This window comes from Paenibacillus sp. 1A_MP2 (assembly GCF_052244825.1).
In the GTDB taxonomy this organism is placed as follows: Bacteria; Bacillota; Bacilli; order Paenibacillales; family Paenibacillaceae; genus Paenibacillus; species Paenibacillus vandeheii.
In genome coordinates this window covers 5,836,078-5,853,181 of sequence record NZ_JBQQCS010000001.1, presented here as the reverse complement: position 1 = coordinate 5,853,181, position 17,104 = coordinate 5,836,078, and the positions used below count along the sequence as shown (strand labels likewise).

At 46.5% G+C, this 17,104-nt stretch carries 9 protein-coding genes and 4 pseudogenes; 12 read left to right on the top strand and 1 reads right to left on the bottom strand.

What is annotated here, in order from left to right; translation table 11 throughout:
* The first annotated feature begins 758 nt into the window (after window positions 1-758).
* The 9 genes and pseudogenes from ACTWJ7_RS28915 (at window position 759) to ACTWJ7_RS28875 (ending at window position 13,994) form a co-directional block, all read left to right on the top strand.
* Window positions 759-2,410 (top strand): annotated as a pseudogene (locus ACTWJ7_RS28915) (ABC transporter substrate-binding protein).
* A 156-nt stretch (window positions 2,411-2,566) separates the two neighbouring features.
* Entirely contained in the window at window positions 2,567-3,571 is a 1,005-nt protein-coding gene (locus tag ACTWJ7_RS28910; protein ID WP_024632912.1) for an ABC transporter permease, read from the top strand.
* Between the two features lie 291 nt (window positions 3,572-3,862).
* Window positions 3,863-4,762 carry a nickel transporter permease gene (nikC, locus tag ACTWJ7_RS28905; RefSeq protein ID WP_301879686.1) on the top strand — a complete coding sequence of 300 codons (900 nt, stop codon included), beginning with the start codon at window positions 3,863-3,865 and terminating at the stop codon, window positions 4,760-4,762.
* Window positions 4,763-6,053: 1,291 nt separating this feature from the next.
* Window positions 6,054-7,888: pseudogene (gene htpG, locus ACTWJ7_RS28900) on the top strand (molecular chaperone HtpG).
* A gap of 575 nt (window positions 7,889-8,463) precedes the next feature.
* Window positions 8,464-9,878, top strand: a pseudogene (locus tag ACTWJ7_RS28895) (deoxyguanosinetriphosphate triphosphohydrolase family protein).
* 20 nt (window positions 9,879-9,898) lie between these two features.
* Window positions 9,899-10,905 (top strand): annotated as a pseudogene (locus ACTWJ7_RS28890) (MsnO8 family LLM class oxidoreductase).
* A 360-nt stretch (window positions 10,906-11,265) separates the two neighbouring features.
* Window positions 11,266-12,978 (top strand): methyl-accepting chemotaxis protein, encoded by a 1,713-nt coding sequence (locus ACTWJ7_RS28885; RefSeq protein ID WP_301879682.1) that lies wholly within the window; start codon window positions 11,266-11,268, stop codon window positions 12,976-12,978.
* 39 nt (window positions 12,979-13,017) lie between these two features.
* On the top strand, window positions 13,018-13,404 hold the full coding sequence (locus tag ACTWJ7_RS28880; RefSeq protein WP_443146120.1) for a hypothetical protein: 387 nt from the start codon (window positions 13,018-13,020) through the stop codon (window positions 13,402-13,404).
* On the top strand, window positions 13,401-13,994 hold the full coding sequence (locus ACTWJ7_RS28875; RefSeq protein ID WP_443146119.1) for a TRM11 family SAM-dependent methyltransferase: 594 nt from the start codon (window positions 13,401-13,403) through the stop codon (window positions 13,992-13,994). Before ACTWJ7_RS28880 ends, ACTWJ7_RS28875 begins: the two co-directional genes overlap by 4 nt.
* Window positions 13,995-14,130: 136 nt before the next feature.
* Here the strand turns inward: ACTWJ7_RS28875 and ACTWJ7_RS28870 are convergent, their stop codons facing one another.
* Window positions 14,131-15,087: a D-2-hydroxyacid dehydrogenase gene (locus ACTWJ7_RS28870; RefSeq protein ID WP_301879680.1), complete on the bottom strand. Its 957-nt coding sequence runs from the start codon at window positions 15,085-15,087 to the stop codon at window positions 14,131-14,133.
* 189 nt (window positions 15,088-15,276) lie between these two features.
* Between ACTWJ7_RS28870 and thpR the strand changes: the two genes are divergently transcribed.
* The 3 genes from thpR (at window position 15,277) to ACTWJ7_RS28855 (ending at window position 16,865) form a co-directional block, all read left to right on the top strand.
* The gene (gene thpR / locus ACTWJ7_RS28865) at window positions 15,277-15,879 is read left to right on the top strand and encodes an RNA 2',3'-cyclic phosphodiesterase (RefSeq protein WP_301879679.1); all 603 of its coding nucleotides are present in this window, start codon (window positions 15,277-15,279) and stop codon (window positions 15,877-15,879) included.
* Between the two features lie 130 nt (window positions 15,880-16,009).
* Complete coding sequence (locus ACTWJ7_RS28860) at window positions 16,010-16,375, top strand: hypothetical protein (protein WP_443146118.1); 366 nt, start codon at window positions 16,010-16,012, stop codon at window positions 16,373-16,375.
* Window positions 16,376-16,499: 124 nt separating this feature from the next.
* Window positions 16,500-16,865, top strand: coding sequence for a cell wall hydrolase (locus ACTWJ7_RS28855; RefSeq protein ID WP_443146117.1), 366 nt, complete (start codon window positions 16,500-16,502; stop codon window positions 16,863-16,865).
* Window positions 16,866-17,104: the final 239 nt, after the last annotated feature.

Here is a 17,104-nt window from a genome sequence, read left to right as displayed (position 1 = left end):
CACGACGTTTTTTGTCGAAAGGTGTTCCTTTTTTGTGTTTTATGTAAATGATATTAACATATATAATAAAGTTGAAGACTTATGTCCGTAAATCTCTTGTCTAATTGATGAATGTGATGTAAAGTAAGTTACACGAAATCGATTTTCACCACTGTTTATTTACGCAATCCTCCTCATCATGACAAGACTTTAACATGAAAAGTTATTGTAATGTCTCCCTGTTGTAAAATCCAACATCTCTAGATTAATTTCACAACGTATTGAAACTATCCAATCCAACCTGTTTGAGAAACCACTAAAATGTCCTGTTTACCAACTTTCTGTTCCAGCTAATCGCTATCATTAGACTTTGCCAATGACACTTTAGCCATGACGAACTAACTCCAAGTTACATTCCAAGCCAAACTCCATACCAAACAACACTAGCGTTCTCTCAAAATCAGCCTTGTTAAGCCTCTACCAAGTCGGTACCATTCTACTGTTGCTTATTGACCTAAGTTCAATTATTACGCAACAACCACAGGTATTTAGAACTCGTCACATCATCCGAAAAATCTAACAAAATGTGTACGGTTACATCCCGTTTAACATTTCACATATGTGCCTCAGCTTATCCAGATTTACATCACAGGTATCACAGGCATTTAAAGCCTTTCATATGATACAAAGCACCAAACCGAACCATTGTAATCATTGGAGTTTTTTCACGCCAGTATCACACACATTATGAGACAGGGAAGGGTGTTGTACGTATGCAAATGAGAAAAAAGTGGTTATCCGGGGTCATGGCCATGGCCATGAGCACAGTGTTGATTCTATCGGGCTGCTCCAGCGCAAGTAACGAGGGTACGGGTAATTCCCCTGCTCCAGCGGAAGGTAGCGAGCCTCCGGCAGAAGTGGCAGCACAGGATACGATGATTATGGGACGCGGCGGAGATTCCGTGGCGCTGGATCCGGCAATCGTTACAGATGGGGAGTCGCTGAAGATTGGACATCAGGTATTCGACTCATTGCTGGACTACAAAGAAGGTGGAACCGAGGTTGTTCCTGGACTGGCTGAGAGCTGGGAGATTTCGGCGGATGGACTCAAGTATGACTTCAAGCTGAAGTCCGGCGTGAAATTCCACGATGGTACCGACTTCAACGCAGAGGCTGTGGTGTTCAACTTCAACCGATGGAGTGATCCGGCCAGTGAATATAAATTCGAGGGGGATTCCTTCGATTATTACGATTCCATGTTTGGTCCGGAAGACGGACGCGTGATCAAGGAAGTAAAAGCGATTGACGAGACAACAGTCGAGTTCACCCTGAACCAGCCACAAGCGCCTTTCCTGCAAAACATTGCGATGACGCCATTTGGCATTGCAAGCCCAACCGCGATTCAGGAGAAAAAGGAAAATTTCAAGAGCGAGCCGGTAGGCACAGGCCCGTTTGTATTCAAAGAGTGGAAGCGAAACGACTCCATCACTCTGGAGAAGAATCCGAATTATTGGAAAGAGGGACTGCCGAAGCTGAACAAGGTGATCGTACGTTCCATTCCGGATAACACGGCTCGCTTCAATGCGCTGCAAAACGGCGAGATTGATATCATGGAGGACCTGAACCCGGACGACCTGTCCATCCTTGAGGGGAATAGTGAGCTGCAAAAGATCGAACGTCCACCATTTAACGTGTCATACATTGGCTTCAACTTTAAGAAAAAACCGTTTGATAACGTGAAAGTAAGACAAGCCCTCAACCACGCGGTAAACAAACAGGGCATTATTGATGCCTTCTTTGCGGGACAAGCACAGCCAGCGGTGAACCCGATGCCGCCAACGCTGTGGGGATATAACGACAGTATCGAGGACTATGCTTACGATCTGGAAAAAGCAAAAGCTTTGCTTGCCGAAGCCGGCTACCCTGACGGATTGCCTGATCCGGTAACATTCTATGCCATGCCGGTATCCCGGCCATATATGCCTGACGGCAAGAAAGTTGCCGAAGCGATCCAGGCCGATTTTGAGAAAATCGGAGTGACCGTCAACATTGAATCACCAGAGTGGGCAACGTATCTGGATGATGCCAAAGCCGGGAGAAAGACGACATTTACATGCTCGGCTGGACCGGTGATAACGGGGACCCGGATAACTTCCTGTACACGCTGCTGGATAAGGATGCAATCCCTGGCAACAACCGCAGCTTCTACGTCAACGAAGAATTGCATACGCTGCTGACGAGTGCGCAGAAAGAAACGGATCAGGACAAGCGTGCGGATCTGTACAAGCAGGCGCAAGTGATTATTAAGGAAGATGCACCATGGATTCCACTTGTGCACACCACACCTATTTTGGCAGGTAAAGCGAACCTGAAAGATTTTGTACCGTCCCCATTGGGTACGGAATCCTATGCCAATGCCTACTTTGAATAACTTATATACGAGCCGCAATTAGTATTAAATAAGAACCATTAGTTCAAAAGCGCTGGCGAACATGCAATGCTTGGCAGAACCCACATCCGGATGTAACTATCTAAAGCATGCATGTCTGCCAGCGCTTTTTATACGTTAAAGGCAGGTGAATGAGGAGTGAACAGTTACATCGTCAAACGTGTACTCGTGTTACTGCCCGTGCTGCTGGGCATGACCCTGATCGTCTTTTCCATTATCCACGCTATTCCGGGTGATCCGGCAGAGACCATACTCGGGCAAAAGGCCACCGAACAATCCAAGCAAGCCCTGCGTGACCAGCTCGGACTGGACAAACCATGGTTTCAACAATATTTCGCTTATCTGGGCGATCTGTTTAAGGGAGATTTGGGCACATCCATCCGCACCAAGGTTCCCATTGCCCAGGAAATTGTGCCGTATTTGACAGCAACCCTCGAATTAACGATGGCAAGTATGCTGTTTGCGATTATTATTGGCGTGAATGCCGGGATTGTCAGTGCGTGGAAACATAACTCGTGGTTCGATTACTGCTGCATGGTCATTGCATTGGTTGGTGTATCGATGCCAATCTTCTGGCTTGGTTTGATGGAGCAGTGGCTGTTTGCAAACAAACTGCACTGGCTGCCGTCCATCGGCAGAATGAATGCACGTGATCCGATTGAAGCCATTACGGGCTTGTACGTGCTGGATACGATGATTGCCGGACGTTGGGATCAGCTGTGGACGGTAACGAAACATCTGCTGCTGCCAAGTATCGCTCTCGGCACCATTCCTATGGCTGTTATTGCCCGGATGACCCGTTCCAGCATGCTCGAAGTGATGAGTTCGGATTATATCCGTACCGCGAAGGCGAAGGGACTCGGTCCATTTTTTGTCGTATATGGACATGCGTTGAAAAATGCGTTTATTCCTGTACTCACCGTCATCGGCATACAGACCGGATCTTTGCTGGGTGGAGCGGTGCTGACGGAAACCATCTTTGCCTGGCCTGGTGTCGGTCGCTATATATATGAAGCAATTAGTTCGCGGGACTATCCGGTGATCCAGAGCGGTATTCTGATCGTGGCATTCTTCTTCGTGGTGATTAACCTGATTGTGGACTTGCTGTACGCCGTATTTGATCCTCGAATTAGTTATAAATAGGAATTCATCATTTGGGTTGATGAATGGAACTTCATATAAGTTAACTTTAAAAAATTAAACGACACAAAGAGTCAGAACCAATCTGTAGGAGTGAAGCTAAGAGTTTTCTGGAAGAAAGTTGCTTCGAAAGCATAAGCTTCGCATTTATCACCGGATTGTCACCTTTAAATAGGTGGATCAATAAAATCTGGGGTAATAGCGATCGAAAGATGGTACTGCAATCGTAATGCTTTAGTGTAATAGAACTCGTTGATCTTAAATTTCATTCATATCCTAGAAGGGAGACGCCGCATGGCCAAATTATCGACCAATACCGGAGAATCCGTTGGCGCCGCGTCGGCACCCGCATCTGGTCCATGGCGGGAAGCCTGGAGAACGTTTCGGAGAAATCGGCTTGCGCTGGCAGGCTTGATCATTATCGTTTTTTTCATCCTGTTGGCCTTTGTGGCCCCGTATATTGCCCCGTATGATTACAAAGAGCAGGTACTTACAGATCGTCTGCAAGCCCCTTCGGCAGAGCATTGGTTCGGTACCGATGATCTCGGGCGTGACGTATTTTCCAGAGTGCTGCACGGAGCGCGCATTTCATTGTGGGTCGGCTTCTTTTCGGTCATTGGCTCTATTATTGCGGGTGCATTGCTCGGCCTGATTGCCGGGTATTATGGGAAATGGGCGGACATGCTCATCTCACGTTTGTTCGATATCTTGCTCGCTTTTCCAGCTATTCTGCTGGCAATCGCCATTGTCGCGATTCTGGGTCCATCCTTGCAGAACGCACTGCTCGCGATAGCGATCGTGAACATCCCGACCTACGGACGACTGGTACGTTCAAGGGTACTTAGCTTGAGACAGGAGGAATTTATTACATCGGCACGTACGCTGGGGGCTGGCAATATGCGAATTCTGTTCCGGCACATTTTGCCCAATAGCCTCACCCCGCTCATCGTACAAGGCACACTGGGGATTGGAACAGCGATTATTGAAGCAGCTGCACTTGGATTCCTCGGCATGGGTGCGCAACCACCTGATCCGGAATGGGGCAAGATGCTGTCAGATTCCCGCCAGTTTCTGCAAAAAGCGCCGTGGACGCTTATTTTCCCTGGGCTTTCCATCATGTTCACCGTGCTCGGTTTCAACTTGCTGGGGGACGGTCTGCGCGATACCTTAGATCCAAAGATGGCCAAAAAGTAGCAGTTTGCATCTCTGGTTGCTTTTCTATATCAATTGAACTAAAGAATATGTACACTTGCCACTCCGATGACAGAACAACCTTCCGATCGCTGTAATCCCCAGATTTTTTTGAAACCCTTATATAAAGGGGGAATCCGGGGATAAAGGCGAGGTGTTTCCGATGCAGCTTTCTTTCAGAAAGCTTTTAGATCCGCTTCTTCAGGTTATTTCTGTACTCTTCGTTATCGTGTAAATGTTTAGTTCAATTTATATAGTTTCAACTCTAGTTGCATCTCTAATTAAGTCTCCGACTCTGTTCCATATCTAACGAATCTGGAAAGCCTTATTCTACGATTTACTGCCAATTCCCCAGTCTAACGAATTTCACACACCCTATTTTACGAAAAACCTGAGGAAAGTTTCGATAGATCCGCTAAAGGTGAGAAATAGCGTGTCGACGATTCTTTAGATTATGAAATTATCCTATAAAGGCCAATTAACGTCTGTCAGGTTCGTTAGCGTGTGGCTTGCCAATGCTGCACATACTCATTCCAATCTGTTCTCCAAGCCGGTTCGAACTTTGGTTCGAGGCGGCTTTTGTATTGCATGATGTATTGAGCTAAAATGGTTAGAGATGTGCAAAACTTGAAGTGTTATTCGATCATTTTGTTAAAATAACCGGCTTCGTATTGACACCCAATTTTCCCATATGTTATATAAAAGGAAGGGTTTAGCACTCTGACGAACGGAGTGCTAACAAATGATGTTTTACTACACGACTACATATGGAATGATTGTGTTTTTGAATATGGATAATGTTAAACCTGAATAGGACATGCATGAGCGTGGAGGGGCTAGGAAAGATTTTGGGAATCGTAGTTTGTCTCACCGGATTTTTTATATTTTTAAAGATGTCTTAGCATTATCAAGTATTTGGCGAAACAGCCTCACCAGTGGAGGGGACGGAATCGATTCTGGAGAAGCGAAGCGTTCGCCTTTGTCTCCGAATTTCTAACCATTTCAGAATAGTTCAAGAAAATTTGGAGACAACAGCGATCGAAAGAACGATCCGTAACCGGAACGGTCACCAGAAGAACATCAATTACTTGTATTAGTGTTGAGCCCTAAATATGAAATCAAAAAATCTGGGGATCAAAGCAATTGAAGGCTTTTCTAGCAATGTTACGTTCTGCATGGACAATTCAAGGGTTTGCTTTCTATATTCAATCTAATCATTCTATTCCAAATTTGAAAGGAGACACCCATTCATGGCTAAAAAGAATTCCAGGCTGAATCCAAACGCTTGTTGGATATGATGATCAACTCCATTTACACCCAAAGAGAAATCTTTTTGAGAGAACTGATCTCCAACTCCAGTGACGCCATTGACAAAATATATTACAAAGCACTGACGGACGACACACTCATCTTCAACAAAGAGGACTACTACATCAAGCTGACCATCGACAAAGAAAATCGCACGCTCACACTGACCGATACAGGAATCGGGATGACCCAGGAAGAGCTGGAAAACAATCTGGGGTTATCGCGAAGAGTGGCTCTCTGGCGTTCAAGAAAGAGAATGAAGCCAAAGACGGACACAACATCATCGGACAATTCGGGGTTGGTTTCTACTCCGCATTCATGGTAGCGGACAAGCTGACGGTAACGAGTAAAACGCTGGGCAGCGACGAAGCATGGAAATGGGAATCCGAAGGCGCGGATGGGTACACGATCTCTCCAGCCGAGAAAGATTCCGTGGGTACGGAAATCGTCCTAACGATCAAACAAAATACCGAAGAAGATTCGTATGACGAATTTTTGGAGGAGTACCGCCTGAGATCCATCATCAAGAAATACTCCGACTTCATTCGTTACCCGATCAAGATGGATGTGACAGGTCAGCGTCCGAAGGAAGGTACTGAGAACGAGTTCGAGGAGTACAAAGAAGAGCAAACCGTGAACAGTATGGTGCCGATTTGGCGTAAAAATAAAAGCGAATTGACTGAAGAAGATTACACCAACTTCTATATGGAAAAACGCTACGGTTTTGACAAACCGCTCAAACACCTGCACATCAGCGCAGATGGCGCAGTGGTATATAATGCGATCCTGTTTATCCCGGAGAACACTCCGTTTGATTATTATACAAAAGAGTATGAAAAAGGTCTTGAACTGTACTCTAACGGTGTATTGATCATGGACAAATGCGGTGATCTGCTGCCGGATTACTTCGGATTTGTCAAAGGTATGGTCGATTCGGAAGATCTGTCCCTGAACATTTCCCGTGAAATGCTGCAACACGACCGTCAGCTCAGCCTGATCGCGAAGAACATCAAGAACAAGATCAAGAGCCAACTGCAAAGCCTGCTTAAGGATGAGCGTGAGAATTACGAGAAGTTCTATCAAGCGTTTGGCCGTCAGCTGAAGTATGGCGTCTACAGTGACTATGGCGTGAACAAGGATACGTTGCAGGACCTGCTTTTGTTCTCTTCTTCCAAAGAGAAGAAACTGGTGAGCCTGGACGAGTATGTTTCCAGAATGCCGGAAGATCAGAAGTACATCTACTACGCATCTGGTGAATCCATTGAACGGATTGAGAAGCTGCCACAGATCGAGGGTGTGCTCGACAAAGGCTATGAAGTGCTGTACTTCACTGACGACATCGACGAATTTGCAATCAAGATGATCACGAACTACAAGGAGAAAGAATTCAAATCCATCTCCAGCGGTGACCTGGGCATCGAGGACAGTGCAGATAAAGAAGAAACAGACGCACAGGACAACGACAACAAAGAGTTGTTCGAAGCGATGCAAGCGCAGCTCGGCGGCAAAGTAAAAGCTGTTAAAGCTTCCAAACGCCTGAGAAGCCATCCGGTATGTTTGTCCACTGAAGGTGAGCTGACGATTGAAATGGAGAAAATCCTAAAGGCTATGCCGAACAGTGAAAATGTACAGGCAGATAAAGTGCTGGAGATCAACGTAAATCACGATGTCTTCAAATCCCTGAAAGACGCATTCGCACAGGATAAAGAAAAACTGAGCCTTTATACAAGCTTGCTGTATCATCAAGCATTGCTGATCGAAGGACTGCCAATTCAAGATCCGGTAGAGTTCACCAACGATATCTGCAAGGTTATGGTCTAACCAACCATCTTCTCCCCGACAGGGCACTTCCGCCCTGTCGGTTTTTTATTTTACCTACCCCATACCGGGGAGGGTAAGGGGAAGACAGACTATTAATGAAGTGATGAAATAAACAATTTAATGGTATTCTTTAGCCTCTTAAAGTCTTGATTGAAGTCCCCCTTTAAGGGGATGTAATGTCATTTTAGAGTGGGTGTGAATCAAACAGCGACAGTAGTGAAGGGGACGGAATCGATTCTGAAGAAGCGAAGCGTTCGCCTTTATTCCCGAATTTCACCCTTTCTAAAGGGAATCAAAGAAATTTGGGAATAACAGCGATCGAAAGAACGATCCGTAACCGGAACGGCCAAGCAAACTGTATAAGGCACTTTTTTCGTCATAAGTTACTTTCAATATTAATCATTACCATTTAGGTGCACGGATGATAGTCTGGCGGGGTATAATAAGAGAAGACGACTGTGCATCACAAGTTGATGTGAGAAGAGATGACAATCGCAGACAGGTTTTGCTTTTCGAAACTGCAGAATATGTGTATAATCACTCAAAATAGAGACAGTCGGCTAGGAGTGATCAACATGCAATGGAACGATCTGAGAGAACATAGACAATATCCTGAACTAACGAAACTGGATGGGGTTCGTGCAGCCTATGAGCGCGACTATTCCAGACTGATACATTCACCGACCTTCCGTCGGCTGCAGGGCAAGTCACAGGTGTTTGGTGCAGGAACGGGCGATTATTATCGCACACGATTGACCCACTCCCTTGAGGTGGCGCAGATTGCGCGAGAAGCGGCAAGAAGCTTGCTGCGACGCTACCCGGAGGTGGAGTTGAACCAGGCAGACAGCCCGGGACTGATTATTGATTCGGAAGTGGTGGAGTGTGCCGCGATTGCGCATGACTTCGGTCACCCGCCTTTTGGGCATAAAGGGGAAGAAGTGTTGGATGGCATCCTCGATGATCTCATTAACACTGAGATCAAGAAAATCATGAAGAAAAATCGTGGAGCAAAATCACCCAACCGGAACAGGAGATTCGTGCTGAGCTGAAGCGGAAATATGAGCATTTTGAAGGCAACGCACATAACTTCCGTCTCATTATGTACTTGGAGAAACGGGAGGATATCGATGGACTGAACCTGTCCGATGCAGTGCTGCTCGGCATCAACAAGTATCCGTATCCAGGTACGGAGAGCAAGAAGGGCATGTACCATCATGAATGGCAGTATATCCGCGAGATTCGCAATCGTTGGGATATTCCTGCTGGCAAAAAGACGCTGGAAGCACAGCTGATGGACCTCTGCGACGATATTGCGTATTCCGCACATGATCTGGAGGATGGCATCAAGGCAGGCAAAATCGAAGTACATGAGCATTTCCTGCAAGATCCGCATATCAATCGACTGATTGTGGATAAGATTACAACGCTGGAGGATCTGTTCTGGAACGGATGGACAAGGGAAGCGATTGGCAAAAAAGTCGAAGAAGTCCTTGCTTCGTTCCTGCGCATCTGGAATGAAAAGATGCCGTTTTGTGAGCATGACTACTCACGCACCCGCCGGGAGGTCAAAGCTTACTGGGTCAGTCTTTTTGTCGCAAGTCTGGGAGTTATTGATAACGGAGACTGGAAAAAGGTAACGTTTGTCCGTGAAGGTGCCGAGGATCTCGATATGCTGCGCACGGTGAGTGTGCTCAAGAGCTTTGCCTGGGTGACCATGATTCGTGACCTGCGTGTGCAGAGGTTGCAAAAGCGCAGTGAATGGATGATTAAGCGTCTGTGGGATGCTTTCCTTGACCCGGAAACGTCCAAATCCATAATTCCGTCCGATTGGCTGCAGCGCTATGAGAAGGATCAGGCGAAGGCGAATCCGATCTGGACCTGGGAGCATATGGTGATTGATTATATTGCCGGGATGACGGATGCATTTGCCGAGAAAATATACAATGAACTTTACGGTCTCAAGGTCGGCTCCATCTACGATTTGGACTAAGATAAGCGAGACGAAGGGAGATGAGACGCTTGGGTGCGACCATCAGTGGAAAATACAATCTGGGCGTACTTGACCTTGTTCCAAGGCTGAACGGCGCCACAGCAGAACAGGCGCTCCAACAATCCGTTAAACTTGCGCAGCGTGCTGAAGAGTGGGGCTATTCGAGATACTGGACGTCTGAACATCATGACATGGATGAACTCGCATCGGCATCGCCGGAAGTGCTGCTTGCCCATATTGGCGCACGAACGAACACGATTCAGCTTGGTTCCGGTGCTGTGCTGTTACCGCACTATAGCCCGCTCAAGGTAGCAGAATCGTTCCGACTGCTGGCGGCGCTCTATCCGGGGCGCATCGAATTAGGCTTGGGACGTGCTCCTGGGGGCGGCCCCATGCGACGATGGCCTTGAGTGGCAATTACTTGCAACATGTGTCCAAGCTGCCTGAATCGCTCGCGGCACTGACCGAACTACTGGAAGACCGTTACACCTATGAAGAACATCCGGTGACGGCCCGACCGATTCCGGAGCTTCCGTTATCCTTATGGATGCTGGGTACCAACGTAAAAAGTGCCGAGTTTGCCGCACGTTTTGGTATGGGGTATGTATTTGGACAATTTATGAGTGACGCGGATGGTACAGAGGCCGTGCGGCGTTATCGGGAGGGGTTTATCCCCAGCGCCAACAGGAAAGAACCGGAGGTTATGGCTGCAGTCAGTGTTCTGTGTGCGGAGACGCAGGAAGATGCGGTGTCCTGGAGCCACGAGATGGAGGAGAGACGCAGAGCCGGAGGGAAAGAGCATTCGACGCAGTCTGACATTGCCAGCACGAGTACCCGCTCCAACGACGACAGTGCCAATGTTGATGGAAAAGAAGTACAACGACATTACGCAGGCACACCTGCACAGGTTTGGAACCAATTGCAGCAGGTGTGCCACAGACTAGACACGGATCAGCTGCTTATAGTGACCACTGGACCAGATTACGAGCGAAGGTTGGCCTCTTACAAGTTACTGGCGAACGCATAAGGGTGGCTGGTTAGCTGTTATGATATAAAGAATGGCGGGTTCCATACCTGCCCCTCTGTTAGATTCAAATCTTATGAGCTGCAGATCGGATATTTGCCGTATGCTGCAGCTCTTTTTTGCTTCATTTTGCTCATAAATTTACATTATTCGATTCCGTTCAACAGGTAATGTGGAATAATCACAAGATTTTACAAAATAAAGCATGACTAAAACAAAAGAATGTTATAATACTTTACGTCCCTTTTCCTATGGATATAATATAGAAAAGAGTATTTTGCAAGATGCCAAAAGAAGGGGAAAACAACGACAAAAGCACCTAAAATACGGAAGTGGCCGAAGATGGGCACAAGGGGAAATCATATGTTTAGCAGATTCAAGATCAAGAGTATCGGTCTGCGTATCAGCATCGCGTTCTATCTATTAATCCTCTGTTTAATTCTTCTTAGTGTCACGATTGTTACACAAATGAACTCAATGGAAAAAAACACGAATAGGATCACCAATAACTGGATGCCTTCGATCCAGCAGATTAACCGTTTGAATTATACAACAGAACATATTTTGTCATTGAGCTATCGCCATTATGATGCACAGGCTGGGGCCAAAGCAGACCTCGCTGAAGAGCGCACCAAATACATTCGTGAAACAGCTCAGGCCATTAAAATATATGATCAGCAGGAAAAGGCAGCTGAAGAGAATGAACATTGGGAAGCTTTAAAGACAAAATGGGAAGCTTACCTCAAGATTAACACGCAATCCATCAAACTGAGTGACGAAGGTCAGGAACAACTGGCGAAGGAAGTCTCAGAAAAAGGGGCGGCTTCTTTCGATGCCATGCAAGTCCATATGGACTTTCTGGTGGGATACAATCAGGAGCAGTCTGACCTCTCGGCGGCTCAGACCATTAGATCCGTACAGGACGGACGAATAATTATTATTGTAGGTGTACTGGTGATGATTCTCATCACGGCAATCAGTATCCCGATCATCCGTTCACAAGTCGTGAAACCGCTGCTTCGAGTAATCAGTGCTGTGAAACTGATTGCGGAAGGTCAATTGAATGTTCAGGACATACATACCAAACATGAAGACGAGGTTGGTGTGCTTGCCAAAGCCGTGAACGACATGAAAGGTAATCTGACCTCCATGGTATTGAATGTCAGACGGATTGCTGAAGCCGTCAACCGCCAAAGCAGCGAATTGGCCATTTCTTCTGAAGAGGTTAAGATTGGCAGTCGCCAAATTGCCATAACGATGGAAGAGTCGGCAAAAGCAGCAGAGAGTCAAGCGGAAACGGCTGTTGAATCTGCTCGTACCGTCGAGGGACTGAACGAACATATTCAGCAACATTCGGAGCAGGGAAACCAGCTTCGCCTGATGTCAGACCTTATTCTGAAACAAGGACTGACCGGCCGCGAGTCCATGGAGCAATCCGTGAACCAGATGCAGCAGATTGCTGGGACAGTTTCGTCTTCCATGCACAAGATGGAACAGCTGGATCGCAAAAACGGAGACATATCGCAGTTGGTTCAAGTCATTCATGACATTGCGCGCCAAACCAACCTGCTCGCATTGAATGCTTCCATCGAAGCTGCCCGTGCAGGAGAGAGTGGACGCGGATTTGCAGTTGTTGCAGCAGAAGTGCGTAAATTGTCCGAAGCCGTTCGGACATCTGTAGAAGAGATTACCGTCATCACGGAAGATATTCAGAAGGATTCCCAGGGTGTGGTTGAGGAATTGCGAACAGGTGTACTGGAGACAGAGCGCGGGCAGCAGCAAGTACGTAATTCCGGCAATCTGTTCCGTACCATTAGTGAGTCGGTAGAGGGCATGGTTCAGGTCATTGGTACAATGACGGATGGTCTGGAGGGCATGCAGGAGGCGAGCGGACGCATGAATGATTTCAGTCAACAAATTTCGGCAGTATCGGAGGAATCCGCGGCCAGTGTAGAGGAAGTGTCAGCGTCGGCTGAGGAACAGGTGAGCTCCATGGAAACGATTAGCGGCAATATTCAAACCTTGAAAGAATTGTCCGAAGACCTTCTTGTTTCCATTGAAAAATTAAAAATATAACCTCTTCTTATAATAGAAGAGACATGAAGGACGGCTACCATGTTGAGCTCTACAAACAGCAAGGATTCAGTTGCTGGAAATTACGTATATACCTTTGCTTGCCATGAGAATGAACGTGCTTTATGTGAACTGGAGTTGGAAACGATGCTCGCTTCTGGCACAGATATTCATTCCGGCGATCATGCTTATGTTCGCTCCATTCTATGCATTCCACCAGGTAGAAGTCCATTTGTCCGAGGCAGACTGGATGTGATGGCTGAAGCAGATACGGTGGAGGATTTGAAGCCTGCGGCTTCACTGATCGATCTGTCTTCTGATGAAACGTTCAAGGTGGTCTGCCTGAAAGAGGGCGATGACATGCCGGATTATGCACATTCCCGTTTGCTGGAAAAGAGCTGGGCATGTGCATTAGAGGCAAGGCGATGATGAAACAACCTGATGTGACTTTCGGACTAATCCATGCGAATGGGAAATGGCTCCTTGGTCAATGGACAGAAGCTGATCGCTCGTGGCAAACCCATCATCAGAAGCCGCAAAATTATTCCACAGGTCTGGGTGTGACGTTAGCCAGAGCATTAGTCAATATTGCGATTCCGCATGTGCAGGGGCATCAGTTACTCGATCCGTGCTGCGGAATGGGAACGGTAGTTATTGAAGCATTGTCGATGGGGATTGAGGCGAAAGGGAATGATTTGAACCCTTTGGCGGTACAGGGTGCGCGCATTAATCTTCCTCATTATGGTTATGATCCAGCCAGAATTACCCTCGGAGATATGAATGATCTGGAAGGTTTCTACGATGCAGCCATCCTGGACATGCCATATAATCTCTGCTCTGTTCTTCCCGATGAGGAACAACTTGCCATGTTAACTAGTCTGCGTAAGCTGACAGGACGGGCAGTTATCGTTTCCACCGAATGGGTGGAGGGGCACATTCTGGATGCCGGGTGGAACATCGATCAGTATCGAACGGTGAGCAAAGGCACGTTTATACGTCACATTTGGCTATGTAATTAACACGATTGTACTGAAAATAACAGAAAAAACCTCCACACGGGAAAAGATTCATTTTCCGGTGTGGAGGTTTTTGATTTTCACAGGAAAAATACCTCACATGGATTTGTACAATTTCACATAGGAACATCAAGCGTTTTTAGTATTTATGACTATAATTTACCAGATTTACAGGAAGGGGTTTTCCGTCAATATACGCCTCCAGATTTTGCACAAAAATATCAAGAGCCCGTTCGGTGTACTGTTCTGTACTTCCGGCAATGTGTGGCGTAATGAGGACGTTTTCCTTGCTCCACAGGGGATGGTCGGAAGGCAGTGGTTCCTCCTCGAATACGTCAAGTGCAGCAAAGGCAACCTGTCCACTATCCAGTGCACCCAGCAGGGCTTCCGTATTCACGCTTGGACCACGTCCCACATTGACGAAGCAGGAACCGGATTTGAAATGTTCAAATGCAGCCTGATTATAAATATGATGGGTTTCATCCGTAAGTGGCAAAATATTAATGACGTAATCGCCTTGACTCAGTGCTTCATGCAGACCGGACATATTGTACATTTGGTCTACATTCGGAACGTCTTTGCCGGAGCGCCGAACCCCAATTACGTTCATGCCCAATGCTTTGAGAATACGCGCGGTTTCTGATCCGATCTCTCCGACACCGACGATAACGGCTGTTTTTCCATGCAATTCCGGAAGCGCTTTGCCTGGTGATTTCCACTCCGCCCGCTGCTGGTGCAGCATCGCTTGTCTGAGCCAGCGGCTGTGGGACAACATCATGCCCAGAATAATCTCGGTAATGGGAATGGCGTGTACGCCATTAGCACTGGTTAATGAAATTCCTTTTTGTTCCAGATCAGAGAATGGAAGGTTGTCTACACCTGCGGACCAGACTTGAACCCATTTGAGAGGGCTGTTTTCTTTGAGTGCATTCTCAGTTACCAGAGGAGACCAGCCTACGATAATTTCGGCTTCTTTTAACTCCGATGTATTAATCTCTTTGGCTTTGCCAACCGTAAGTGTATAACCTGGCGCTGCATCCAGAATCCGTTGCTGCTGTTTCGTGGTCAGGGATGGAAAACATACAATTTTACCCATAGTTAGTGGCCTCCTGAATTCAAATATGTTGTGATTTTAGTTTAGCAGAAAAGAAGGTGATGTGCGTAAAAGGCAGGAATACAGCCTCATGTGCAAATCCCATAAATTGTGTCACTCTATAATTAACCAACTTGGAACCATAGAGACGACTATGAAATAATAAAACGAACTTTAGAAGAGGTGTTTACCATGAGTAACTATTCATATACGGATCTTCCATCCCGACGGGAACGATTATTTACTGCACTTCAGGTGCCTGCACCCATTCAGAACTCACTTCGGATGACTGCCGAACAGGTGCAAGGAAAGCTTGATTTTCGCAAGTGGACCGATTATAGAGATTATCATATTACATTGCAATTTCTGGGAGATACCCTTGTTAGTGACATTGGACATCTTCGGAAAACGCTGCGCTCGGCGACGGACGGATTTCAGCCTTTTGAGCTGCAATTATCCGGATGGGGAACGTTTGGGTTAAAAGAGGCACCAAAGGTGTTGTGGAAAGGTGTTGAGGGAGATATGGATCAACTTCATCTTCTGCAAAAACGGATTGTGGACGCAACTTCCTCCCTCGGATTCGAGGTCGAATTAAGACCGTATTCTCCTCATATTACGATTGCGCGTAAATTTATGGGTAAGGACCCAGGAAATGAAGATAAAGGGATATTTGGAGTGCTTCCTGAAGACTTTTTGGGTGTTAATTCTTGGATGGTACAAGATTTTGTGCTTTATGTGACACAGCCAGGTCAGGCGCCGATGTATGAGGTCGTGGATACGTTTTCTTTTTCCTGAAACTCATGGATATGACATAAAATCACATTGACATTACGTTATTCCCTATGTAATATTAGCCAACGTTATTCAAATTCTTTTTTTGTGGTTACTTAGATTAGGGAATTGTTTCGACAGGAGGAATCTTCGAATGGATATTATAAGCAAGAATCGTTGGGTGGCACCGATGTTATCTGTGCTGCTTGTATGTATAGTGGGGGCTAATGTCGTTCAGGCGACTGGAAAGTGGAATGAGGCAAGTGATAGCAAACAGATGACTGAACTTGCGGGTTCGGCAGAAAATAGCGAAAATTCTTTTAGCGAAGACAGGCGAATGATGGCAGACGGGACAAGTCTGTCTGCTGATGCGTCTATTCAGGCCGATTACTGGACCCAATCGCTCCCAGCCAAAAACTGGCTGACGGCTGCTCAGGAAGAGCAGGAACAGAAAGAAGCCAAGGCTAAACATGCGGCCCGAGCGGCAGCTGCGGCCAAAGCGAAAAAGAGGCAGCTCTGAAATTGGCCAAAGTAGAGCGTGCCAAAGCTGTAGCTGCAATTACGACTCCCCCCAAAAACTTTACTTTACACGGACCAAACTTCTGAACCAGGAAGACTCGAAACTTGCAGCCTGGTCATACAGTGTGTCCGATAAAGAGCTGCTTCTGCTGCAAAAAATCGTCATGGCAGAGGCGGAAGGTGAACCGTACGAAGGCAAAGTGGCAGTTGCCAATGTTGTCTTAAACCGGCTGCGGTCAGCCAATTTTCCCGATACTATTTACAAAGTTATCTATCAAAAATCCCAATTCAGTCCTGTAGCGAACGGGCGTTTGAAACGTGTTACTCCCAATGAGGACAGTATCAAGGCTGTTAATGCAGCGTTGAATGGGAAAAAGGAAGTCGCCGATGATACGTATTATTTCTTGTCATTGACGCTTGCGGATGATCTGACAGTGGCTCGTTCTCAGAAAAAAGTAAAAACGATTGGGCATCATACTTTTTACAAGTAATTGACCTTTAAATTCTGCAAACAGGCAGGGTAGTTAACTATGTATTCACTACATAGACCTCGAAAAGCCCTGGAATACAGTTTTATTTCATCGTTTTTAATTGAATTGTTGATGAGGGCTTGTTATTTAAATTACCCTTTTTTCCAGCAAATCATACGGAGATATGAAGGAAATAAAAGAAGGTTCCCTTCCGGATCAATGGAGGGGAACCTTCTTTATGCATGTCCTCAAGAGATGAA

What these genes read in the sequence shown, in the direction of transcription:
- nikC (WP_301879686.1), top strand. Translation starts at nt 3,863, where the DNA reads ATGGCCAAATTATCGACCAATACCGGAGAATCCGTTGGCGCCGCGTCG.
- ACTWJ7_RS28885 (WP_301879682.1), top strand. Translation starts at nt 11,266, where the DNA reads ATGTTTAGCAGATTCAAGATCAAGAGTATCGGTCTGCGTATCAGCATC.
- ACTWJ7_RS28880 (WP_443146120.1), top strand. Translation starts at nt 13,018, where the DNA reads ATGTTGAGCTCTACAAACAGCAAGGATTCAGTTGCTGGAAATTACGTA.
- ACTWJ7_RS28875 (WP_443146119.1), top strand. Translation starts at nt 13,401, where the DNA reads ATGATGAAACAACCTGATGTGACTTTCGGACTAATCCATGCGAATGGG.
- ACTWJ7_RS28870 (WP_301879680.1), bottom strand. Translation starts at nt 15,087, where the DNA reads ATGGGTAAAATTGTATGTTTTCCATCCCTGACCACGAAACAGCAGCAA.
- thpR (WP_301879679.1), top strand. Translation starts at nt 15,277, where the DNA reads ATGAGTAACTATTCATATACGGATCTTCCATCCCGACGGGAACGATTA.
- ACTWJ7_RS28860 (WP_443146118.1), top strand. Translation starts at nt 16,010, where the DNA reads ATGGATATTATAAGCAAGAATCGTTGGGTGGCACCGATGTTATCTGTG.